Raw genomic sequence first — 18035 nt, 5'->3', positions numbered from 1 at the left:
GACGGGTCAGGCGCGCGGCGGCCGCTGGCAGCGCGGGCAGTAGTGACTCGAGCGGTTCATGAATCCGACCCGCACGATCGGCGAGCCGCACCGCGGGCACGGCTGGCCGGTGCGCCCGTAGGCGTTCAGCGAGTGGGCGAAGTACCCGGCCTGACCGTTCACGTTCACGTACTGGGCGTCGAAGCTCGTGCCGCCCTCGGCGAGGGCGCGGTGCAGCACGGTCCGCACCTCGGCCAGCAGCCGGTTCACCGAGCGGGTGTGCAGCGAGAGCGCCGGCGTCTCCGGGTTGATCCGTGCTGCCCACAGCGCCTCGTCGGCGTAGATGTTGCCGATTCCGCTCGCGACCGTCTGATCGAGCAGGACCCGTTTCACGGCGGAGGCCTTCCGGCCGAGGGCGGAGCGGAAGCCCGTATCGGAGAACGCGGGATCCAGCGGGTCCCGGGCGATGTGCTGCACCTGCGAGGGCACGGCCGGGCGTTCCGTGCCCCACCCGCCCGGAGCGCCGTCCGGTGTGGGAACGAGCGTGTCCACCGCGAGCGAGCCGAAGGTGCGCTGATCGGCGAAGACGACGCTGATCTCCCCGTGCCGCGGGTGCTGCACGTCGACGCGGATGCGCTCGTGTCGCTCCCGCGCGGCGCCCGGCTCGCGCAACAGCATCTGCCCGCTCATCCCGAGATGGGCGACCATGCACTCGCCGGACGCGACCGACTCGTCCTCGATCGGCAGCCAGAGGAACTTGCCTCGGCGCGCGGCGGTCTCGATCCGCCGGCCGACCAGGGCGTGCTCGAAGTCCGCGCCGGTACCGGGATGCCTCGTGAGGGCACGCTCGTCGAGCACCTCGACACCGGTGATGACGGCTCCGGTGACCGCGGGGGCGAGGCCCGCGCGGACGACCTCCACCTCGGGAAGCTCAGGCATGCGACGTCCCGGTCAGGACTGGGCCGACAGCAGGTGCCACGCCTGCAGTGCGGCCGCCATCTCGGCGTGCTTCTTGCTCGTCCCGGTGCCGATCTGCGTGATGTCGCCGACGGAGACACGCGCCGTGAACACCCGGGCATGATCGGGACCGGTCGCCTCCACGGCGTACGCCGGCGCGGGGAGGCCGCGAGCAGCGGCCAGTTCCTGCAGGCTGGTCTTGGGGTCGACGGCAGCACCGTAACGCTCGGGGTCGCCCAGCAGCGGCTCGATCAGCCGGAGCACCAATGCCGTGGCCTCTTCCGGCCCCGCCGACAGGTACGTCGCGCCGATGAGGGCCTCGGTCGTGTCGGCGAGGATGGAGTCCTTGTCGTCGCCGCCGGTCAGCTGCTCGCCCCGGCCGAGGCGGATGTACTCGCCCAGGCCGAGCCCTCGCGCGACCTCCGCCAGTGCCACCGTGGAGACGACGCTGGCGCGCCGCTTCGCGAGCGATCCTTCGTCGAGATCCGGATGCTCGGTGTAGAGCTTCACCGTCACGGCCTGACCCAGCACCGAGTCGCCGAGGAATTCGAGTCGCTCGTTGTGCGGGCTCTGCCCATGCTCGTAAGCGTAGGAGCGGTGCGTGAGCGCGAGTGAGAGAAGCTCGGGGTCGATGTCGACCCCGAGCTTCTCGGAAAGTGCGGAGAGGTCCGCCGCGTCCTTCATGGGACGAGGATCAGACGTCGGCGACCTTGCGGCCCTTGTACTCCAGGAACAGCTCAGTGCCCTGCGAGTCCGTGACGACCTTCGCCTGGTGGGGACGCGAGTAGACGGTCTGGCCGTTCTCGACGGTCTTGACCAGCGTGATGGGCGCGGCCTTCCACTGCGCGCGGCGCGAGCGAGTGTTGGAGCGCGAAACCTTGCGCTTCGGGGGGTTACCTGCCATGGTCTTCTCTTTCCTACGAGGTCTGTGTGCTAAGTCCGGGCTCGCCGGGATCGGAGTCCTGGTCCGCCGCGAGTTCCGCAAGCGCTGCCCAGCGCGGATCGAGGGCTTCGCGTGGTTCCACCACGGTGTTCTCAGCCAGACGTTCTCCGGTCTCAGGGTCGAGACCGGGGCAGTCAGGCCGGCACACCGGCTGGAAGGGAAGCGACAGGACGATCGCATCCCTGACCAGAATTTCAAGATCCACGTGGTCGTCTTGAACTTCGAAGTCCGCCGCTTCCTGACCAGGATACGCGAAAAGCTCCTGGAACTCGACTTCGACGGGCTGGACGATGTCGGTGAGGCACCGACCGCAGATACCGGCGGCCTGACCGGCGGCGACACCGGAGACGAGGATCCCCTCGTGCACGGACTCGAGTTTCACGTCGAGTTCGATCACGGACTTCTCCTCCACGGCGACGAGTCCTTCGCCCCATTTGTCCGCGGTCTGGACGTCGAAGGACACCTCGCGCATCTCCCCCGGATGGTGGACGATGTCACGGACGTTGATGCTGTAGGGGCCGGGCCGACGAGTTCTCACCCCGAGAGTCTAGTTGGCTCAGATGCCCCGCGCGCCGGTGTCCAGGAAGCGCGCGACCGGTTCCGGCACGTAGGGGGACACATCGCCCCCGAGCCCGGCGACCTGACGCACGAGCGAGCTCGACACGAGCGCGTGAGAGGGGTCGGGAAGCAGGAAGACGGTCTCGATGCCGGCGAGGTGCCGGTTCACGATCGCCATGGGCGTCTCGTAGGCCACGTCCACCTGGGAACGGATCCCCTTGACCAGCACTCCCGCGCCCACATCCGTGGCGTAATCGACGAGCAGGCCCATGCTCCACGAGGCGATCGTCAGGTGCCGCGAGTCCATGCCGTCCTCGACGATGGACTGCTCCAGCAGCGACACGCGCTGGGCGATGGGGAGCATCGCCTCCTTGCCGGGGTTGTGCACCACCAGGACGTGGACGTGATCGTAGAGCGACGCCGCGCGCCGGATCACATCGAGGTGGCCCAGCGTCGGGGGGTCGAACGATCCGGGGACGACGGCGATCCGGTTGCTCACGCTCTTACCCTACCGGGCGCGCAGGGTGCGCCCGGCTGTGCGTCAGTTCTTTGCGAGCGCCGCGCGCTCCCCCGTGTCCAGCCGCCGCTCGATCGCCCCGGCCAGGCCGGGGTGCCGCTCCAGCCCCGGATCGTCGGCGAGGATCGCCTCCCCCTCCTGCCGCGCCAGAGCGATGAGATCGGCGTCGGTCACCACCCGGAGCAACCGGAGCGAGGAACGTGCACCCGACTGGGCATCGCCCAGCACGTTGCCCTCGCCACGCAGCTCGAGATCGATCTCGGCGAGCTGGAAACCGTCCAGGGTCGCGGCGACCGCCTCCACGCGCGATCGGGCGGGCGTGCGCATCGGGGCCTCGGTCACCAGCAGGCACAGCCCCGCCACCTCACCGCGTCCGACGCGTCCGCGCAGCTGGTGCAGCTGCGACACCCCGAAGCGGTCCGCGTCCAGGATGATCATCGTGGACGCGTTGGGCACGTCCACGCCGACCTCGATCACGGTGGTGGCCACCAGCACGTCGATGTCGCCGGCAGCGAAGGCGCGCATGATCGTGTCCTTCTCCTCGGCCGGCATCCGGCCGTGCAGCACCGCCACGGTGATGTCGCCGAACAGCGGATGCTGCTCCAGCAGCGCGGCGACCTGCACGACCCCCCACCGGGTGCGGCTCGAACCGCTGTCGTCCGCGGCTTCCTCGGCCGTCTCCTCCGGCGCTTCCTCGCCCTCTTCCACCGCGGCGTCGCCGGCAGCCTCCACGTCGATGGCCGGGCACACCACGAAGACCTGGTGCCCCTTGCGCACCTCCTCGGCTGCGCGCTCCCACACCCGCGCGAACCATCCGGGCCGTTCCGCCAGCGGGGCCACGAACGTCTCGATCCCCGCCCGGCCGGCGGGCATCGTCCGGATCGTGGACACGTCCAGATCGCCGAAGACGGTCATGGCCACGGTGCGCGGGATCGGCGTGGCGGTCAGGACCAGGGCGTGCGGGCTCGTCCCCTTCGCGCGGAGGGACTCGCGCTGTTCGACCCCGAACCGGTGCTGCTCGTCCACGACGACCAGCGCAAGGTCCGCGAACGTGGTCTTCTCGCTCAGCAGCGCGTGCGTGCCGATGACGATGAGCGCCTGGCCGGAAGCGACCCGGAGCGCGGCGCGCCGGCGGTCGGCGGCACCCATCTGCCCGGTCAGGAGCGTCGGCATGAGCTCCGGCGCGAGCTGCGTGCCCAGCATCCGGGTGATCGAGCGGAGGTGCTGTCCGGCGAGCACCTCGGTCGGGGCGATGAGCGCGGCCTGCCCGCCGCTCTGGGCGACCTGCAGCATGGCACGCAGCGCCACGAGCGTCTTCCCCGAGCCGACCTCGCCCTGCACCAGCCGGTTCATCGGCCGGTCACCGACGAGATCCGCCGCGATGGCGTCCCCGACCTCGACCTGGTCGCGGGTACGCGAGAACGGCAGCGCCGCGTCGAAGCGCTCGAGCAGCGACCCGGCGGGCCGTGGGACGGCCGAGAGTGCCCGGACGTGCTCCCGCTGCTGCAGGAGAGCCGTCTGCAGCACCAGCGCCTCGTGCCAGCGCAGCGTATGCACCGCTTCGGCGATGACGTCCTCCGACTCGGGTCGGTGCATGCGCTGCAGGGCATCCCGGATGGACAGGAGCCCCTGACGCTCCCGGAGCGGGGCGGGAACGGGATCGTCCAGTGGCCCGAGGACATCGAGGACGTGGCCGATGAACGAACCGATCTGCCAGCTCGACAGCGTCGACGTGGCCGGATAGATCGGGATCGGCTGCGTCGCGTAGGCCTGCGCCGTGGCCATGACCGCGTCGTCGTCGTCGAAGAGCTCGTAGTCGGGATGCGCGAACTGCTTGCCGCGCCGGTACTCGCCCACCTTCCCGGAGAAGATCCCCCGGCGTCCCGGCCGGAGGTCCTTCATCCGCCACGCCTGGTTGAAGAAGGTGAGCTGCAGGTCGCCCTGACCGTCCGTGATGATCACTTCCAGGAGCGACCCGCGACGGCTCTGCATCTTCCGCTCGTTGGCGCTCTTGATCTGGGCGACGATGGTCACCTGTTCGCCGACGACGAGCGAGTCGATGGGGGTGAGCTCGCCGCGCTTCGCGTACCGGCGCGGGTAGTGCGAGAGCAGATCGCCCACGGTGCGCATCTGAAAGGCGCGCTGCAGAGCGGATGCGGTCTTGCCGCCGACCACGCCGTCGAGGCGACTGTCGAGGGTGACCGGCATGTCAGAAGTCTAGGCGTCGGCACCGACAGCACCTCGCCGCCCGCATGTGCGCGGGAGAGAGCGCCGTGCACCGCGTACGGTGGGCGGATGTCCCGATTCCTCGCGCGTCTGTTCTGGACCTTCAGCAGGTGGTCGCTCGTCACCGAGCCTGCCCCCACCCGGCCGACCATCCTGATCGGTGCGCCGCACACCTCCAACTGGGATTTCGTGCTCATGCTGGCCATCGCCTGGCAGCTCGGCATCCCGGTCCGGTGGCTCGGCAAGGACGGCCTCTTCCGCGGATGGCGCGGACCGATCATGCGGGCACTCGGGGGTATCCCGGTGGATCGCTCGGATCCCGCGGGCGTCGTCGCGGAGGTGGTCGCCGACGTGCACGCCGGCGAGGTCTTCGGCCTGGTCGTCACGCCGGAGGGGACGCGCGCGGGGTCGGGCTGGAAGTCCGGCTTCTACCGCATCGCCCGGCAGACCGGGATGCCCGTGACCCTCGGCTACGTAGACCGCACCACCATGACGACCGGGCTCGGGCCCACGCTGGAGATGACCGGCGATGTCGCGGCGGACATGGACCGCATCCGCGCCTTCTACGCCGACAAAGCGGGGCTACGCCCGCAGCTGCGCACCGAGCCGCGCCTGCGGGACGAGTCCCCGGATGCCGGCGATCGCTCCGCCTGAGGCGGACGGGCGCGACGCGCTCCTCGCTAGGCTGGACGGGTGACGCGCATCATCGCCGGGACCGCCGGCGGCATCCGGCTCGACGTGCCCGGTAGCGGTACCCGACCCACCAGCGAGCGGGTGCGGGAGGCGCTGTTCGGCGCCCTCGACTCCGCCGACGCGATCGACGGCGCCCGTGTGCTCGACCTCTACGCGGGTTCCGGGGCGCTCGGGCTCGAGGCATTGAGCCGGGGCGCGGCGCAGGTGGACCTGGTCGACAAGGCCGGCGGCGCGGCATCGGTGGCCGCACGCAACGCGGAACGGGTGAGCCGCGCGACGGGAACCCCGGCCCGCACGCACCGGAGCGCCGTAGCCACCTACCTGAGCGTCCGCCGAGGCCCCTTCGACCTCGTCTTCCTCGACCCTCCCTACGACCTCGCCGACGCCGATCTGGCGGAGGATCTGCGGCTGCTCCGTCCCTCGCTCTCGCCCGACGCCCTCGTGATCGTCGAGCGGGGACGCCGCGCGGCCGAACCCGGCTGGGCGGACGCGGACCTCGAGGTGTACCGCTCGCGGACGTACGGCGACACGACCCTGTGGTGGGCTCAGCCGCGCGCCGAGTCCCAGTCCTGATACGGGTCCCAGCCGCCGCGGCCGCCGTACGGGGCACCGTCGACCAGCACCGGGGCGCCGCCCCGGGGCGTCACGCGCCCGATCACCCGGAACCCGTCCGGCACGCCGTCGACCGGGAAGGTCGCGAGCAGCGCGTGGTCCTCGCCGCCGGTGAGGGCGGTGCCTGCGTCCGGGCCGAGCCCCTCGCGCGCGAGGTCGAGCGTGACGCCGGACGCCTCGGCGAGGCGGGTGGCATCCAGGAGGAGCCCGTCGGACACGTCCATCATCGCGGTGGCGCCGGCCCGTGCCGCGACCGGCCCGAGCGCGATCGGCGGTTCCGGTCGCAGTTGCGCCGCCACGGCGCGGCGTTCGTCGGTTGACAGCTCGTCCGTCACCACCGGGACGGGCGTCCCGTCGGCATCACGGAACCGATCGAACAGCAGACGCAGTCCTCGAGCCGCCTCCCCCGCCGCACCCGCGAGCGCCACGACGTCCCCGGCGGACGCCCCCGACCTGCGGATGGGCGGCCCGCTCAACGTGCCGAGCGCCGTCACCGCGATCGTGAGCGTGTCCGAGACGGTCAGGTCGCCGCCCTCCACCGCACACCCCGGAGCGAGCCGGTCGCAGGCGGCGCGCAGGCCGTCGGCGACGGCTTCGACGAAGGACAGGCGCGTGTCCTCGGGCATCGCCAGGGCGACCAGGAGCGCCACCGGGCGCGCGCCCATGGCGGCGATGTCGGCGAGGTTCACGGCGGCGGACTTCCAGCCGAGGTCGAAACCGCTCGACCAGGCCAGGCGGAAGTCCGGCCCGTGCACGAGGGTGTCGACGGTGGCGACCACCGGCCCCCCGGCGAGGTCGAGCACGGCGGCATCGTCCCCGGGGCCGACCGCAGCGGTGCTGGGCGGGAACCGGGAGAGGATGCGGCGCAGGATCGTGCCCTCGCTCGTCTCCCCCACGGTGGGGTCCGATGGGGCAGCGGTCATGCTTCCACGCTACCGGCTCCCCCTCCGTGCTCCGCGGCGCGGGGCGCCCCGTCAGGGACGACGGGTTAGCCTGGAGGGGTGCCCCGATCGCGTCTGTCCCGTTCCTTCGCGCCCGCCGTCACGGCCGCACTGCTCGCTCTCGGGATGGCGCTCAGCGGATGCGCCTCGACCGTGTCCCTCGAGCCCGCACCGGAGGCCAACGACCCGCTCTGCGCGGAGGTGACGGCGTACCTGCCCGAGACCGTGGACGGCCAGCAGCGCCGGTGGACGGATGCCCAGGCGACCGGAGCGTGGGGTGACCCCGCTGCGGTGATCCTGACGTGCGGGGTGACCCCGCCCGGCCCCTCGGAGCTGCCGTGCCAGACGACCGGAGGCGTCGACTGGATCATCGACGACGCCGACGCGCCCAACTACCGGGTCACGAGCTTCGGGCGGACCCCCGCCGTCGAGGTCTACCTGGACACCCAGGTCGTCTCCAGCCGTGAGGTCCTCGACCGTCTCTCCCCGCTGGTGGCGAAGCTCCCCCGCGACGGGGAATGCACCGCGCGACCGGGGACGCCCTAGCCCCGCATGCGCGGCGGATGCGGTCGTCAGCCCCGGGCGAGCGCGGTCTCGATCAGCTCGGAGATGAGCTCGGGGTACGTCATCCCGGACGCGATCCAGCACTTCGGGAACATCGAGATCGGGGTGAAGCCGGGCATGGTGTTCAGCTCGTTCACCACCGGTCCGTCCTCGGTGAGGAAGAAGTCCACCCGTGCGAGCCCGCGCCCGTCCACCGCGGCGAAGGCGCGCAACGCCATCTGCTGCACGGCCTCGGTCTCCGCATCCGTCAGCAGGGCCGGGCAGACCACCTCGACGCCGTCGCCGCCGAGATACTTGCCTTCGAAGTCGTAGAACTCGCGGGTGGTGAGCACGATCTCGCCCGGCAGGGATACCCGGGCGGCCGCGCCGGACCGCCCCTCGAGCACCCCGACCTCGATCTCGCGCCCCACGACCCCCCGTTCGACGAGGACCTTGTCGTCCTCGGCGAAGGCGATCCGCAGCGCCTCCTCCAGCTCGTCGGCGGTGTGCACCTTGGAGACGCCGACGCTCGACCCGGCGCGGGACGGCTTGACGAACCAGGGCAGCGGGGTGTCCCCCATGGCGGCGAGGACGGAGGCAGCGGTGCCGTCCCAGTCCGCGCGGCGGATGGTGATCCCCGGAGAGACGGGCACACCGGCGGCCTGGAGGGCGACCTTCATGAAGTGCTTGTCCATGCACAGGGCGGAATCGAGCACGCCGCCGCCCGCGTAGGGCAGTTCGAGCGTGTCGAAGAACCCCTGGATGGTCCCGTCCTCGCCGTGGCTGCCGTGCAGGATGGGCAGGACGACATCCACGGCGCCGAGGTCCTCGAGCGCGCCCTCGGCCGTGCGCACGCGCATGCGGCGGTCGCCGGCCGCCTCCGGCCAGAGCACCCGCGTCCCGTTGTCGACGACCTCGGGCATGTGCTGCGGGTCCAGCCTGAACTTCGCGGGATCGTCCGCCTCCAGGACGAACGCGCCCGTGCGGGTGACACCGACCGGGATCACCCGGTAGCGGTCACGGTCGATCGCTTCGAGGACCCCCGCCGCCGTTGCGGAGCTGATCGAGTGCTCGCTGGATCGACCGCCAAAGAGCACCGCCACCACCGGCTTGTCCATACTGTGTCCTCTCACCCTTCGGGGTGTCGTCGTCGGTTGTCAGGTGCGGGGCGATCTCGCGCGGGTTCATCGTGCCGTCGAGCACGCGCTTGACCTGCTCGACGATCGGCATCTCGACACCGCTGGCACGGGCCAACTGCAGGACGGGCGCGACGGAGGCGAGACCTTCCGCGGTCTGCTGCATCTGGCTCACGACGTCCTGGAAGCTGTACCCCTGGCCCAGGAGGCGGCCCGCGGTGTTGTTGCGGCTCAGCGGGGACTGGCAGGTCGCGATGAGGTCGCCGAGCCCGGCGAGCCCCTGCAGCGTCTCGGGCTGGGCGCCCTGCGCGACCGCGAAGTCGGTCATCTCGACGAGCCCGCGCGTGATGATCGACGCCTTCGTGTTCTCGCCATACCCCACGCCGTCGACGATTCCGATGGCCACCGCGATGAGGTTCTTCAGAACGCCGCCGAATTCGGTACCGACCACGTCGGAGTTGACGAACGTCCGGAAGTAGCGGTTCCGCGCGAGACGCGCGACCGCCGCGGCGGTATCGGCGTCGATCGAAGAGATCACGGCGGCCGTCGGCTGCTCCTGGGCGATCTCGAGCGCGAGGTTCGGCCCGGAGGCGACGGCGATGCGCGCGGGATCGCACGCGAGTTCCTGCTCGATCACCTGACTCATCCGCAGTCCCGACCGCTTCTCCACGCCCTTCATCAGCGAAACGAGAGGGATCTCGCTGCCCACGAGCATGGGGCGCAGCACCTTGAGGTTCTCGCGCAGGCTCTGGCTCGGGATCGACAGGAAGATCTGGTCGACGCCGTCGATGGCCTCCTCCAGCTGTGCGGTGGCCGACATCGACCGGGGCAGGTTGATGCCCGGCAGGTACTTGGAGTTGCGCTTCCCGGTATGGATCTCGCTCGCCAGCTCCGCCCGGCGGGCCCACATGACGACGTCCGAACCGCCGTCCGCGAGGATCTTGCCGAAGGTCGTCCCCCAGCTGCCGGCGCCGAGGACGGCGACCTTGGCCGGACGCGCCTCTGCGCGGCGGCTCACGCCTCGCCCTCCCGCTCGAGCCGGCCGGTCTCGGCCTGGCCGTGATCGCCCGGGTTCCACCGGGTCGGCGGCGCCTTCTCGCCGCGCAGTCCCTCCAGGAGATGCGCGATCTCATCCATGAGCATGGTCGTAGCCTCCTGCTGAGCGGCGGGGTGCAGGGACCGGTCGGTGAAGCCCGCCAGGTCCAGCGGCTTCCCGATGACCACCCGGACGCGCTTGCGCAGCGGCCAGAGACTGAGCTTCCCGTACCGGGGAAGGATGCGCTGCGCACCCCAGTGCGCCATCGGGATCAACGGGATGCCGCCGGCGAGGGCGAGCCGGGAGGCGCCGGTCTTGCCTCGCATCGGCCAGAGATCCGGGTCCCGGGTGAGCGTCCCCTCGGGGTACACGATCACGCCGGCCTGCTTCTCGACGAGCTTCTCGGCCGTCTCGAGGGTCTGCCGGGCACCGGTCGCCGAGGCGGAGCGAGCGACCGGCACCATTCCCGTGGCCCGGAGCGCCGCGCCCAGCACGGGGATGCGGAAGAGGCTCTCCTTGGCCATGAAGCGCGGCGCGCGGCCGAGCCGCCAGACCGCTGCCGCCACGAGCACGGGATCGATCTCGCTGTAGTGGTTGGGCGCGAGCACGTACGGGCCCGTCTCGGGCAGGTTCTCCTCGCCCTCGATCTCGATCTTCGCGATCACGCCGATGATCGGGACGACGATGCCCGCGAGGGGCCAGAAGATGCTGGGCCGCGTTCTCTCCGGAGACGCCCGGCGGCGACGGGTTCTGCCTGCGGCCATCAGCCGATGACGTCGAAGTCCGCGCCGAGCGCGGTCAGCTTGTCGAGGAAGTCGGCGTAGCCGCGTCGGATGATACCGATGTTGCGCACGGTGGACTCGCCCTCCGCCGCCAGCGCCGCGATGACGTGGCTGTATCCGCCGCGCAGGTCCGGAACGGTGATGTCGGCGCCGTGCAGCGGGGTCGGCCCGTTGATGACCGCCGCCTGCTCGAGGGAGCGACGGGGCACGCGCCGCGGACCGTCCTGAAGTCCGTTCGGGTACACCGTGATGTCGGCGCCCATCTGGACGAGCGCCTGGGTGAAGCCGAACCGGTTCTCGTAGACGGTCTCGTGGACGATGGAACGACCCTCCGCCTGCGTCAGCGCGACGATCAGGGGCTGCTGCCAGTCGGTCATGAACCCGGGGTGCACGTCGGTCTCGACCGTGACGCCACGGAGCTGTCCGCCGCGGCGGAAGAGGATGCCGTCCTCACGGATCTGGAAGTCGGCGCCGACCTTGCGCAGCACGTTCAGGAACGTGAGCATCTCCTGCTGGCGCGCCCCCTCGACGAAGATCTCGCCGTCGGTGGCGATCGCGGCACTCGCCCAGCTCGCGGCCTCGTTCCGGTCGAAGATCGCGCGGTGGTCGTAACCCTCGAGACGCGGAACGCCCTCGATGACGATGACGCGGTTCGGCTCGTACGAGATGATCGCGCCCATCTTCTGCAGGACGGCGATGAGATCCATGATCTCCGGCTCGATCGCCGCGTTGTGCAGCTCCGTGACGCCCTCGGCCCGCACAGCGGTCAGGAGCACCTGCTCGGTGGCACCGACGCTCGGGTACGGGAGGTGGATGTTCGCACCGTGCAGCCCGCGCGGCGCCGACAGGCGGATGCCGCTCGGGAGCTTCTCGACGACCGCGCCGAACTTGCGCAGCGCGTCGAGATGGAAGTCGATGGGCCGGTCGCCGATGCGGCATCCGCCGAGGTCGGGGATGAACGCCTGACCGAGGCGGTGCAGCAGCGGTCCGCAGAAGAGGATCGGGATCCGCGACGCACCGGCGTGCGCGTCGATCTCCTCCATGTGCGCGCTCTCCACGCCGCGGGGATCGAGCACGAGGGAACCGCGCTCACCCAGCTCCTGCACCTGCACACCGTGTACCTCGAGCAGGGATCGCACCACGGCGACGTCGCTGATCTCCGGGACGTCGCGCAGCGTGCTCGGGCTCTCACCCAGGAGGGCCGCCACCATCGCCTTGGTCACGAGGTTCTTGGCGCCCAGAACCTGCACCGTTCCGCGCAACGGTCGCCCGCCGCGGATGGCGAGAACCTCGCCTTCCCCTCCTTTCCGGCCGCCCGTGGTCGCGGTGTCGCCGAGGAGTGTCATATGCGGTGCCTCACTGTGCGGGAAGCGACGGAACCGGTAGGGTCCGCGGCTTCCAGGGTTCGCGTCGCGCCTCGTAGGCGGCGATCTTGTCTTCGTTCCGGAGGGTGAGCCCGATGTCGTCGAGACCCTCCAGGAGCCGCCACCTAGTGTAATCGTCGATCTCGAACGGGACCCGGAGCTCGCCGATCGCGACCTCCTTGGCCTGCAGATCGACCGTCGCCGAGACCCCGGGCTGGGCGTCGACGGCAGCCCAGAGACGCTCCAGGTCGGCCTCCGCGACGATTCCGGTCACGAGTCCCTGCTTGCCCGCGTTGCCGCGGAAGATGTCCGCGAACTTCGTGCTGAGCACGACCCGGAAGCCATAGTCGCGCAGCGCCCAGACGGCGTGCTCCCGGCTCGACCCGGTGCCGAAGTCCGGTCCAGCGATGAGCACGGACGCACCGGCGAACGGCGCCTGGTTGAGCACGAACTCGGGGTCCTGCCGCCAGTTCGCGAACAGCGCGTCCTCGAAGCCCGTCTTGGTCACGCGCTTCAGATAGACGGCGGGGATGATCTGGTCGGTGTCGACGGCCGCTCGCTTGAGCGGCACCGCGACGCCGGTGTGTACGGTGAACTTCTCCATGTCAGGCCTCCGCTCCGACGGTGAGCACCTCGGCGACCGGTTCCAGGTCGCTCGGGCTCGACAGGGTGCCGCGGACCGCGGTGGCGGCGGCGACGAGGGGGGACACGAGGTGCGTGCGGCCGCCCTTGCCCTGACGCCCCTCGAAGTTGCGGTTCGAGGTCGACGCGCAGCGCTCACCCGGCGCCAGCTGGTCCGGGTTCATGCCGAGACACATCGAGCATCCCGCGAAGCGCCATTCCGCACCGAAGTCCAGGAACACCCGATCGAGGCCCTCGGCCTCGGCCTCCAGGCGCACCCGCGCGGAGCCGGGGACGACCATGACACGCACGCCGTCCGCCTTCTTCCGGCCCTTGACGACGGAGGCGAAGGCCCGCAGGTCCTCGATCCGGCTGTTCGTGCACGAGCCCATGAACACGGCGTCGACGGGGACATCCTTGAGCCGGGTGCCCGGCTCCAGGTCCATGTACTCGAGCGCACGTTCCGCTGCGGCGCGGTCGTTCGCGTCGGGGAAGTCGGTGGGCGCAGGCACCACGTCGTTCAGCGGGACGCCCTGACCGGGGTTGGTCCCCCAGGTGACGAACGGCTCGAGCTCGTCGGCGTCGAGGACCACCTCGGCGTCGTAGACGGCGCCCTCGTCGGAGGGCAGCGTCCGCCAGTAGGCGACCGCGTCCTCCCAGTCCTGACCGGTCGGGGCGTGCGGCCGGCCCTTGAGATACGCGAAGGTCGTCTCGTCGGGGGCGACCATGCCCGCGCGGGCGCCCGCCTCGATCGACATGTTGCAGATCGTCATGCGCCCCTCCATCGAGAGGGCGCGGATGGCACTGCCGCGGAACTCCAGGACGAAACCCTGCCCGCCGTTGGTCCCGATCTTGGCGATCACCGCCAGGACGATGTCCTTCGCGGTGACGCCCGGCTTCAGGTCGCCGTCCACCGTGATCGCCATCGTCTTGAACGGCTTCAGCGGCAGCGTCTGCGTCGCCAGGACATGCTCGACCTCGCTCGTGCCGATCCCGAAGGCCATCGCGCCGAAGGCGCCGTGCGTCGAGGTGTGGGAGTCACCGCAGACGACGGTGATACCGGGCATCGTCAGTCCCAGCTGCGGACCGACGACGTGCACGATCCCCTGTTCCTTGTCGCCGAGCGAGTGCAGGCGCACGCCGAACTCGGCGGCGTTGCGCCGCAGGGTCTCGATCTGCGTGCGGCTGGTGAGGTCCGCGATCGGCTTGTCGATGTCCAGCGTCGGGGTGTTGTGGTCTTCCGTGGCGATGGTGAGGTCGAGTCGGCGCACCGGCCGTCCCTCGGCGCGCAGACCGTCGAAGGCCTGCGGGCTCGTCACCTCGTGCACCAGGTGCAGGTCGATGTAGATGAGGTCCGGTTCGCCGTTCTGGCCCTTGACGACCAGGTGGTTGTCCCAGACCTTCTCGGCCAGGGTGCGGGGCGGCGCGGAGTGCTCGGTGTGGCTCATGCTCTGTCGTTCTCCTGAGGATGACGGTGGATCAAGCCCGCGAAGGAACTCCGCGACGAGGGAGGCCTGGGTTAGGACTCGTCGCGGCCGCTAAGGAGAAGGCGAGCGATCCGCATCCGCTCAGGTTACCACCGCGATAGGGGCTCGACCCGACCTCCCCGGTTCGCCACCGCAGCGCGCCGGGTGGGGCGCTCCGGCGCCGAGGGATGCCGATCAGTCGCGGCCCGACGATGCGTCCTCGTCGGAGACCTCGGCGGGTGATGTCGGCGCGGCGGGGGCCGGTCCGGTGCGACGGGCGGCGATCAGGCTCGTGATCGTGGCGACCGCCATCGCTGCCACGATGACCGCGAGCGACGTCAACGTGGAGATGTCCGGCGCCCACTCGACGTGCTGCCCGCCGTTGATGAACGGGAGCTCGTTCTCGTGCAGGGCGTGGAAGAAGAGCTTCACCCCGATGAAGGCGAGGATGAACGCGATCCCGTAGTGCAGGTACTTCAGGCGGTCGAGCAGCCCGCCGAGCAGGAAGTAGAGCTGGCGCAGTCCCATGAGGGCGAACAGGTTCGCCGTGAAAACGATGAACGGACTGCGGGTGATTCCGAAGATCGCCGGGATGGAATCGATCGCGAACACGAGATCTGTGAACCCGATCGCCAGGAACACGAGGATCATCGGGGTCCACACCCGCTTGCCGCCCACGACCGTGCGCAGCTTCGACCCGTCGTAGGAGTCGCTGATGTCGATGAAGCGGCGCAGGAACCGGACGAGACCCGTCTCCCGCTTGACGTCGTGGTCCTCCTTGCCGGGGAACGCCTGCCGCCACGCCGTGTAGATCAGGAAGAGGCCGAAGACGTAGAAGATCCAGCTGAGGTTCTCGATCAGGACCGCGCCCAGCATGATGAATGCGCCGCGCAGGACGAGCGCGATGATGATCCCCACCATCAGCACCTCCTGCTGGTACTTGCGGGGCACCGCGAACTGCCCCATCAGCAGCACGAAGACGAAGAGGTTGTCGATCGAGAGGCTGTACTCGGTGAGCCAGCCCGCGACGAACTGCCCGGCGGCGTCGCCGCTCCCCGTCACGCCGAACAGGATGACCGCGAACACGAGCGCGAGCGCGACGTAGAAGGCCACCCAGAGCGTGGCCTCCTTCATGGAGGGGATGTGGGGGCGCTTCAGGATGATGAGCAGGTCGGCGACCAGGATGAGCACCAGGACGACCAGGGCACCGATCTCGAACCAGAGCGGAATCTCGAAGCCCATGAGAGCCTTTCCGGAGGTGCAGGGGGACGCCTCAGTCTAGAGCGTGGGCGCCGTCACGTCTGAGACGATCTCCCCGGGACGGACACCTGAGGGTGAGACACATCACCGGACGCGGCGGCGGCCGGTGCGTGAAGGGGGAATCGGGATGACGACGGATGCGGAGCTGGTCTCGCGTGCGGTGTCCGGGGACGAGGGCGCGTTCCGCACCCTGTATCGACGTCACGTCGATGCGGTGTACCGGGTGGCCATGATCCTCCTCGAGGACAGGGCCGACGCCGAGGACGCCACCCAGGACGCCTTCGTCACCGCCTGGCGCAAGCTCGGCGAGCTGGACCTGCGGGGCGAGTCCGCCCTGCCGTGGCTGGCGACCATCTGCCGGTACACCTGCGCGAACCGTCTGCGCACCCGCGGTCGGGAACGGGCCCACACCGCCGGCGAGGTCGACGAGCGCACCCCCGCCACCATCGACGTCGAGCAGCACGTGGTCGGCGCGGAGCTCGCCTCGCGCATCGCCCGCGAGGTCGCCGAGCTGAACGAACTCGACCAGCGGATCTTCGTGCTCTGCGTCACCGAGGGATTCGCGTACCAGTCCGCCGCGGCAGAGCTGGGGCTGAGCCACGGTGCGGTCCGGAATCGCCTGTCCCGCATCCGGGGCCGGCTGCGGGAGTCCGTCCAGGAGGGAAGCGCAACGTGAACCAGCAGATCGCGCAGAACGAGCAGACGCTGCCCGAGGCGCCGGACACGGCGCAGGTCGCACGGATGGAGGCATCCGTGATGGGCCGGATCCGCGAGGACCGGTCCCGGCGCCGGGTGCGCCGGGTCCGTATGTGGGGCGGCGCGGCCGCCGTGGCCGCGGTGGTGGCCCTGGCCGCCATCATCTCCCCCGCGGTGCTCTCCGGCATCGGGGGCGCCGCGTCGTCCACCGACGGGACCGTGATGGTCGCCCCCGCCGCGGAGCCCTTCCCGCTCCTGGAAGGACCGGCCATGGACGAGGGGATGCTCGAGGGCCGCAGCGCCGGTGGCGCTGCGGAGTCCGCGGACATGGCCCTCGAGGGCGCGACGGGAAGGGACGTGATCGCGAACGGGTGGGTCCAGCTGACGGTGGATGACGTGGAGGCGACGACGGACCGGGTGACGGCGCTCGCGGTGGCCGAGGGCGGCTACGTCGAATCCGCGAACCTGGGACGCACCGGTCCCCTGCCCGCGGACCGGTCGATGCCCGTGGTGGGCGGCGAGAGCTGGATCACCATCCGGGTCCCCGCGGACCGGCTCACCGCCGTCGTCGATGAGGTCTCCGGCTTCGGAGAGGTCACCGCCACCTCGATCGACCGCACGGACGTGACGACGCAGACGGTCGATCTGCGGGCGCGGATCACCGCGCAGGAGGAATCGGTGGCGCGGCTGACCGAACTCCTGGGGCAGGCGGGGTCCGTCGCGGACCTGATCGCGGCGGAGAGCGCCCTGGCCGAGCGGCAGGCCCAGCTCGACGCGGACCGCCAGCAGCTCCAGCTGCTCGAGACCCAGGTCGCGATGTCGTCGCTGACCGTCACGCTGAGCCGTACCCCGGAGACCGTCACCGCGGATCCGGCCGGTTTCGGGGACGGACTGTCCGCCGGGTGGAACGGACTGGTCGCGACCCTGAACGGGACGGTGGTGGCCCTCGGCTTCCTCCTGCCCTGGCTGGTCCTGGTGGGCGTGATCGTGCTCGCGGTGTGGGGCATCCGGACACTCGTCGTGCGGCGACGGCACCGCGGCACCCGGGCCGGCGGGTCCGACGTCAGCGACGGCTGAACCGGGACGTCGGCAACGCTGGGCGGTGATCGCAGGTCCGGCTCCGCCGGTGGCGGCGGTCCGACCCGGCGGCTCCGCTCGGCGACGGGAGGAGGATCCACCGAGACGAGGATTCCCGGAGGGCGAGCGTCCTCGCGTGGGCGGATCCTCCTCGCGTCGGGGGCAGAGGCAGCTGTCACACCCCGGACGCTCGAATCATCAGCGGGACACCGAGGCGTGCGCGCACGCCGGCGACGGGCCGGGTGCGGAGTGCGCGGCCACAGGGGTGGGTCGGATGTCGGAGGTCGGCGTTAACGTCGCGGGTACGCGCCGCTCTTCGCAACGCTTCCGCTGAAGAAGGACCTCATCATGAGCACGCTGCACCTCTCCCCCTCGGTCTCCGTCCCCCCGCAGACCACGCCGTCCGCGCCGCTCCCCCGTCCTGTCCGTCGACGATCCACCGATCGGATGTCGTTCGTCGACCGCGCGGCGATGCGCGTCGGGCTCCGGCTCGTCGCGTGGGGCCTCCGCCACGCCCGGCGGACGCTCTCCGTCGAGGCGCACGACAGGCAGGAGGCCGCCCGGCAGGCGCGGCAGGAGCACGACCGCGCCATCGCCTACGCGGCGCTGACCTCCCGCATCCTCTGAT

The 18035-nt window shown here is 70.7% G+C and carries 20 protein-coding genes; 6 read left to right on the top strand and 14 right to left on the bottom strand.

Translation table 11 applies throughout. From position 1 onward, the window contains the following. Nucleotides 1-6: 6 nt before the first annotated feature. From mutM to F6J84_RS06690, 6 genes are all read right to left on the bottom strand, one after another. The gene (gene mutM, locus F6J84_RS06715) at nt 7-918 is read right to left on the bottom strand and encodes a bifunctional DNA-formamidopyrimidine glycosylase/DNA-(apurinic or apyrimidinic site) lyase (protein ID WP_150972424.1); all 912 of its coding nucleotides are present in this window, start codon (nt 916-918) and stop codon (nt 7-9) included. Between the two features lie 12 nt (nt 919-930). After that, nucleotides 931-1620, bottom strand: coding sequence for a ribonuclease III (rnc, locus tag F6J84_RS06710; RefSeq protein WP_150972423.1), 690 nt, complete (start codon nt 1618-1620; stop codon nt 931-933). Between the two features lie 10 nt (nt 1621-1630). Continuing rightward, nucleotides 1631-1840, bottom strand: a complete 210-nt coding sequence (gene rpmF / locus F6J84_RS06705; RefSeq protein WP_150892329.1) for a 50S ribosomal protein L32 — start codon at nt 1838-1840, stop codon at nt 1631-1633. Between the two features lie 13 nt (nt 1841-1853). After that, the gene (locus F6J84_RS06700) at nt 1854-2351 is read right to left on the bottom strand and encodes a YceD family protein (RefSeq protein WP_150974725.1); all 498 of its coding nucleotides are present in this window, start codon (nt 2349-2351) and stop codon (nt 1854-1856) included. Nucleotides 2352-2435: 84 nt separating this feature from the next. Next, nucleotides 2436-2936 (bottom strand): pantetheine-phosphate adenylyltransferase, encoded by a 501-nt coding sequence (gene coaD, locus F6J84_RS06695; protein WP_150972421.1) that lies wholly within the window; start codon nt 2934-2936, stop codon nt 2436-2438. A gap of 42 nt (nt 2937-2978) precedes the next feature. Beyond that, the gene (locus F6J84_RS06690; protein ID WP_150972419.1) at nt 2979-5162 is read right to left on the bottom strand and encodes an ATP-dependent DNA helicase RecG; all 2184 of its coding nucleotides are present in this window, start codon (nt 5160-5162) and stop codon (nt 2979-2981) included. 87 nt (nt 5163-5249) lie between these two features. Between F6J84_RS06690 and F6J84_RS06685 the strand changes: the two genes are divergently transcribed. Further along, nucleotides 5250-5834 carry a 1-acyl-sn-glycerol-3-phosphate acyltransferase gene (locus tag F6J84_RS06685; RefSeq protein ID WP_150972417.1) on the top strand — a complete coding sequence of 195 codons (585 nt, stop codon included), beginning with the start codon at nt 5250-5252 and terminating at the stop codon, nt 5832-5834. A gap of 39 nt (nt 5835-5873) precedes the next feature. Next, nucleotides 5874-6446, top strand: coding sequence for a 16S rRNA (guanine(966)-N(2))-methyltransferase RsmD (gene rsmD, locus F6J84_RS06680; protein ID WP_150972414.1), 573 nt, complete (start codon nt 5874-5876; stop codon nt 6444-6446). Here rsmD and thiL read toward each other — a convergent pair. Further along, nucleotides 6419-7408, bottom strand: coding sequence for a thiamine-phosphate kinase (gene thiL, locus F6J84_RS06675; RefSeq protein ID WP_150972412.1), 990 nt, complete (start codon nt 7406-7408; stop codon nt 6419-6421). The genes rsmD and thiL overlap by 28 nt on opposite strands. A 78-nt stretch (nt 7409-7486) precedes the next feature. On the opposite strand from thiL, the gene F6J84_RS06670 reads away from it, so the two are divergent. After that, nucleotides 7487-7972: a DUF3515 family protein gene (locus tag F6J84_RS06670; protein WP_238702625.1), complete on the top strand. Its 486-nt coding sequence runs from the start codon at nt 7487-7489 to the stop codon at nt 7970-7972. Nucleotides 7973-7998: 26 nt separating this feature from the next. On the opposite strand, the gene F6J84_RS06665 is transcribed toward F6J84_RS06670, so the two are convergent. The 7 genes from F6J84_RS06665 to F6J84_RS06635 all read right to left on the bottom strand — a co-directional run bounded on the left by F6J84_RS06665 (nt 7999) and on the right by F6J84_RS06635 (nt 15616). Beyond that, complete coding sequence (locus tag F6J84_RS06665; protein ID WP_150972410.1) at nt 7999-9087, bottom strand: D-alanine--D-alanine ligase family protein; 1089 nt, start codon at nt 9085-9087, stop codon at nt 7999-8001. Further along, on the bottom strand, nt 8987-10123 hold the full coding sequence (locus F6J84_RS06660; protein WP_150972408.1) for an NAD(P)H-dependent glycerol-3-phosphate dehydrogenase: 1137 nt from the start codon (nt 10121-10123) through the stop codon (nt 8987-8989). The genes F6J84_RS06665 and F6J84_RS06660 overlap by 101 nt, the downstream gene beginning before the upstream one ends. Further along, the gene (locus F6J84_RS06655) at nt 10120-10905 is read right to left on the bottom strand and encodes a lysophospholipid acyltransferase family protein (protein ID WP_150972406.1); all 786 of its coding nucleotides are present in this window, start codon (nt 10903-10905) and stop codon (nt 10120-10122) included. The genes F6J84_RS06660 and F6J84_RS06655 overlap by 4 nt, the downstream gene beginning before the upstream one ends. Continuing rightward, nucleotides 10905-12269: a UDP-N-acetylglucosamine 1-carboxyvinyltransferase gene (gene murA / locus F6J84_RS06650; RefSeq protein ID WP_150892320.1), complete on the bottom strand. Its 1365-nt coding sequence runs from the start codon at nt 12267-12269 to the stop codon at nt 10905-10907. Before murA ends, F6J84_RS06655 begins: the two co-directional genes overlap by 1 nt. Nucleotides 12270-12279: 10 nt before the next feature. Next, the gene (gene leuD / locus F6J84_RS06645; protein ID WP_150972404.1) at nt 12280-12891 is read right to left on the bottom strand and encodes a 3-isopropylmalate dehydratase small subunit; all 612 of its coding nucleotides are present in this window, start codon (nt 12889-12891) and stop codon (nt 12280-12282) included. 1 nt (nt 12892) lies between these two features. Next, nucleotides 12893-14356 (bottom strand): 3-isopropylmalate dehydratase large subunit, encoded by a 1464-nt coding sequence (gene leuC, locus F6J84_RS06640; protein ID WP_150972402.1) that lies wholly within the window; start codon nt 14354-14356, stop codon nt 12893-12895. A gap of 213 nt (nt 14357-14569) precedes the next feature. After that, a complete protein-coding gene (locus F6J84_RS06635) occupies nt 14570-15616 on the bottom strand; it encodes a TerC/Alx family metal homeostasis membrane protein (protein WP_150972399.1) in 1047 nt (348 codons plus the stop codon). Nucleotides 15617-15761: 145 nt separating this feature from the next. On the opposite strand from F6J84_RS06635, the gene F6J84_RS06630 reads away from it, so the two are divergent. The 3 genes from F6J84_RS06630 to F6J84_RS06620 all read left to right on the top strand — a co-directional run bounded on the left by F6J84_RS06630 (nt 15762) and on the right by F6J84_RS06620 (nt 18034). After that, a complete protein-coding gene (locus F6J84_RS06630) occupies nt 15762-16310 on the top strand; it encodes an RNA polymerase sigma factor (protein WP_150972397.1) in 549 nt (182 codons plus the stop codon). Continuing rightward, nucleotides 16307-17407 carry a DUF4349 domain-containing protein gene (locus tag F6J84_RS06625; RefSeq protein ID WP_150972395.1) on the top strand — a complete coding sequence of 367 codons (1101 nt, stop codon included), beginning with the start codon at nt 16307-16309 and terminating at the stop codon, nt 17405-17407. Before F6J84_RS06630 ends, F6J84_RS06625 begins: the two co-directional genes overlap by 4 nt. Nucleotides 17408-17755: 348 nt before the next feature. After that, the gene (locus F6J84_RS06620; protein ID WP_150972393.1) at nt 17756-18034 is read left to right on the top strand and encodes a hypothetical protein; all 279 of its coding nucleotides are present in this window, start codon (nt 17756-17758) and stop codon (nt 18032-18034) included. Nucleotide 18035: the final 1 nt, after the last annotated feature.

This window comes from Microbacterium caowuchunii (genome assembly GCF_008727755.1).
GTDB classification, from domain to species: Bacteria; Actinomycetota; Actinomycetes; order Actinomycetales; family Microbacteriaceae; genus Microbacterium; species Microbacterium caowuchunii.
This window is presented reverse-complemented; position numbering and strand designations above follow the sequence as displayed.

Coding starts and splice junctions, on each gene's coding strand:
- thiL (WP_150972412.1), bottom strand. CDS start 7,408: ATGACCGCTGCCCCATCGGACCCCACCGTGGGGGAGACGAGCGAGGGC.
- F6J84_RS06620 (WP_150972393.1), top strand. CDS start 17,756: ATGAGCACGCTGCACCTCTCCCCCTCGGTCTCCGTCCCCCCGCAGACC.
- F6J84_RS06655 (WP_150972406.1), bottom strand. CDS start 10,905: ATGGCCGCAGGCAGAACCCGTCGCCGCCGGGCGTCTCCGGAGAGAACG.
- rnc (WP_150972423.1), bottom strand. CDS start 1,620: ATGAAGGACGCGGCGGACCTCTCCGCACTTTCCGAGAAGCTCGGGGTC.
- leuD (WP_150972404.1), bottom strand. CDS start 12,891: ATGGAGAAGTTCACCGTACACACCGGCGTCGCGGTGCCGCTCAAGCGA.
- leuC (WP_150972402.1), bottom strand. CDS start 14,356: ATGAGCCACACCGAGCACTCCGCGCCGCCCCGCACCCTGGCCGAGAAG.
- F6J84_RS06685 (WP_150972417.1), top strand. CDS start 5,250: ATGTCCCGATTCCTCGCGCGTCTGTTCTGGACCTTCAGCAGGTGGTCG.
- F6J84_RS06700 (WP_150974725.1), bottom strand. CDS start 2,351: ATGCGCGAGGTGTCCTTCGACGTCCAGACCGCGGACAAATGGGGCGAA.
- rpmF (WP_150892329.1), bottom strand. CDS start 1,840: ATGGCAGGTAACCCCCCGAAGCGCAAGGTTTCGCGCTCCAACACTCGC.
- F6J84_RS06690 (WP_150972419.1), bottom strand. CDS start 5,162: ATGCCGGTCACCCTCGACAGTCGCCTCGACGGCGTGGTCGGCGGCAAG.
- mutM (WP_150972424.1), bottom strand. CDS start 918: ATGCCTGAGCTTCCCGAGGTGGAGGTCGTCCGCGCGGGCCTCGCCCCC.
- murA (WP_150892320.1), bottom strand. CDS start 12,269: ATGACACTCCTCGGCGACACCGCGACCACGGGCGGCCGGAAAGGAGGG.
- F6J84_RS06665 (WP_150972410.1), bottom strand. CDS start 9,087: ATGGACAAGCCGGTGGTGGCGGTGCTCTTTGGCGGTCGATCCAGCGAG.
- F6J84_RS06630 (WP_150972397.1), top strand. CDS start 15,762: ATGACGACGGATGCGGAGCTGGTCTCGCGTGCGGTGTCCGGGGACGAG.
- F6J84_RS06635 (WP_150972399.1), bottom strand. CDS start 15,616: ATGGGCTTCGAGATTCCGCTCTGGTTCGAGATCGGTGCCCTGGTCGTC.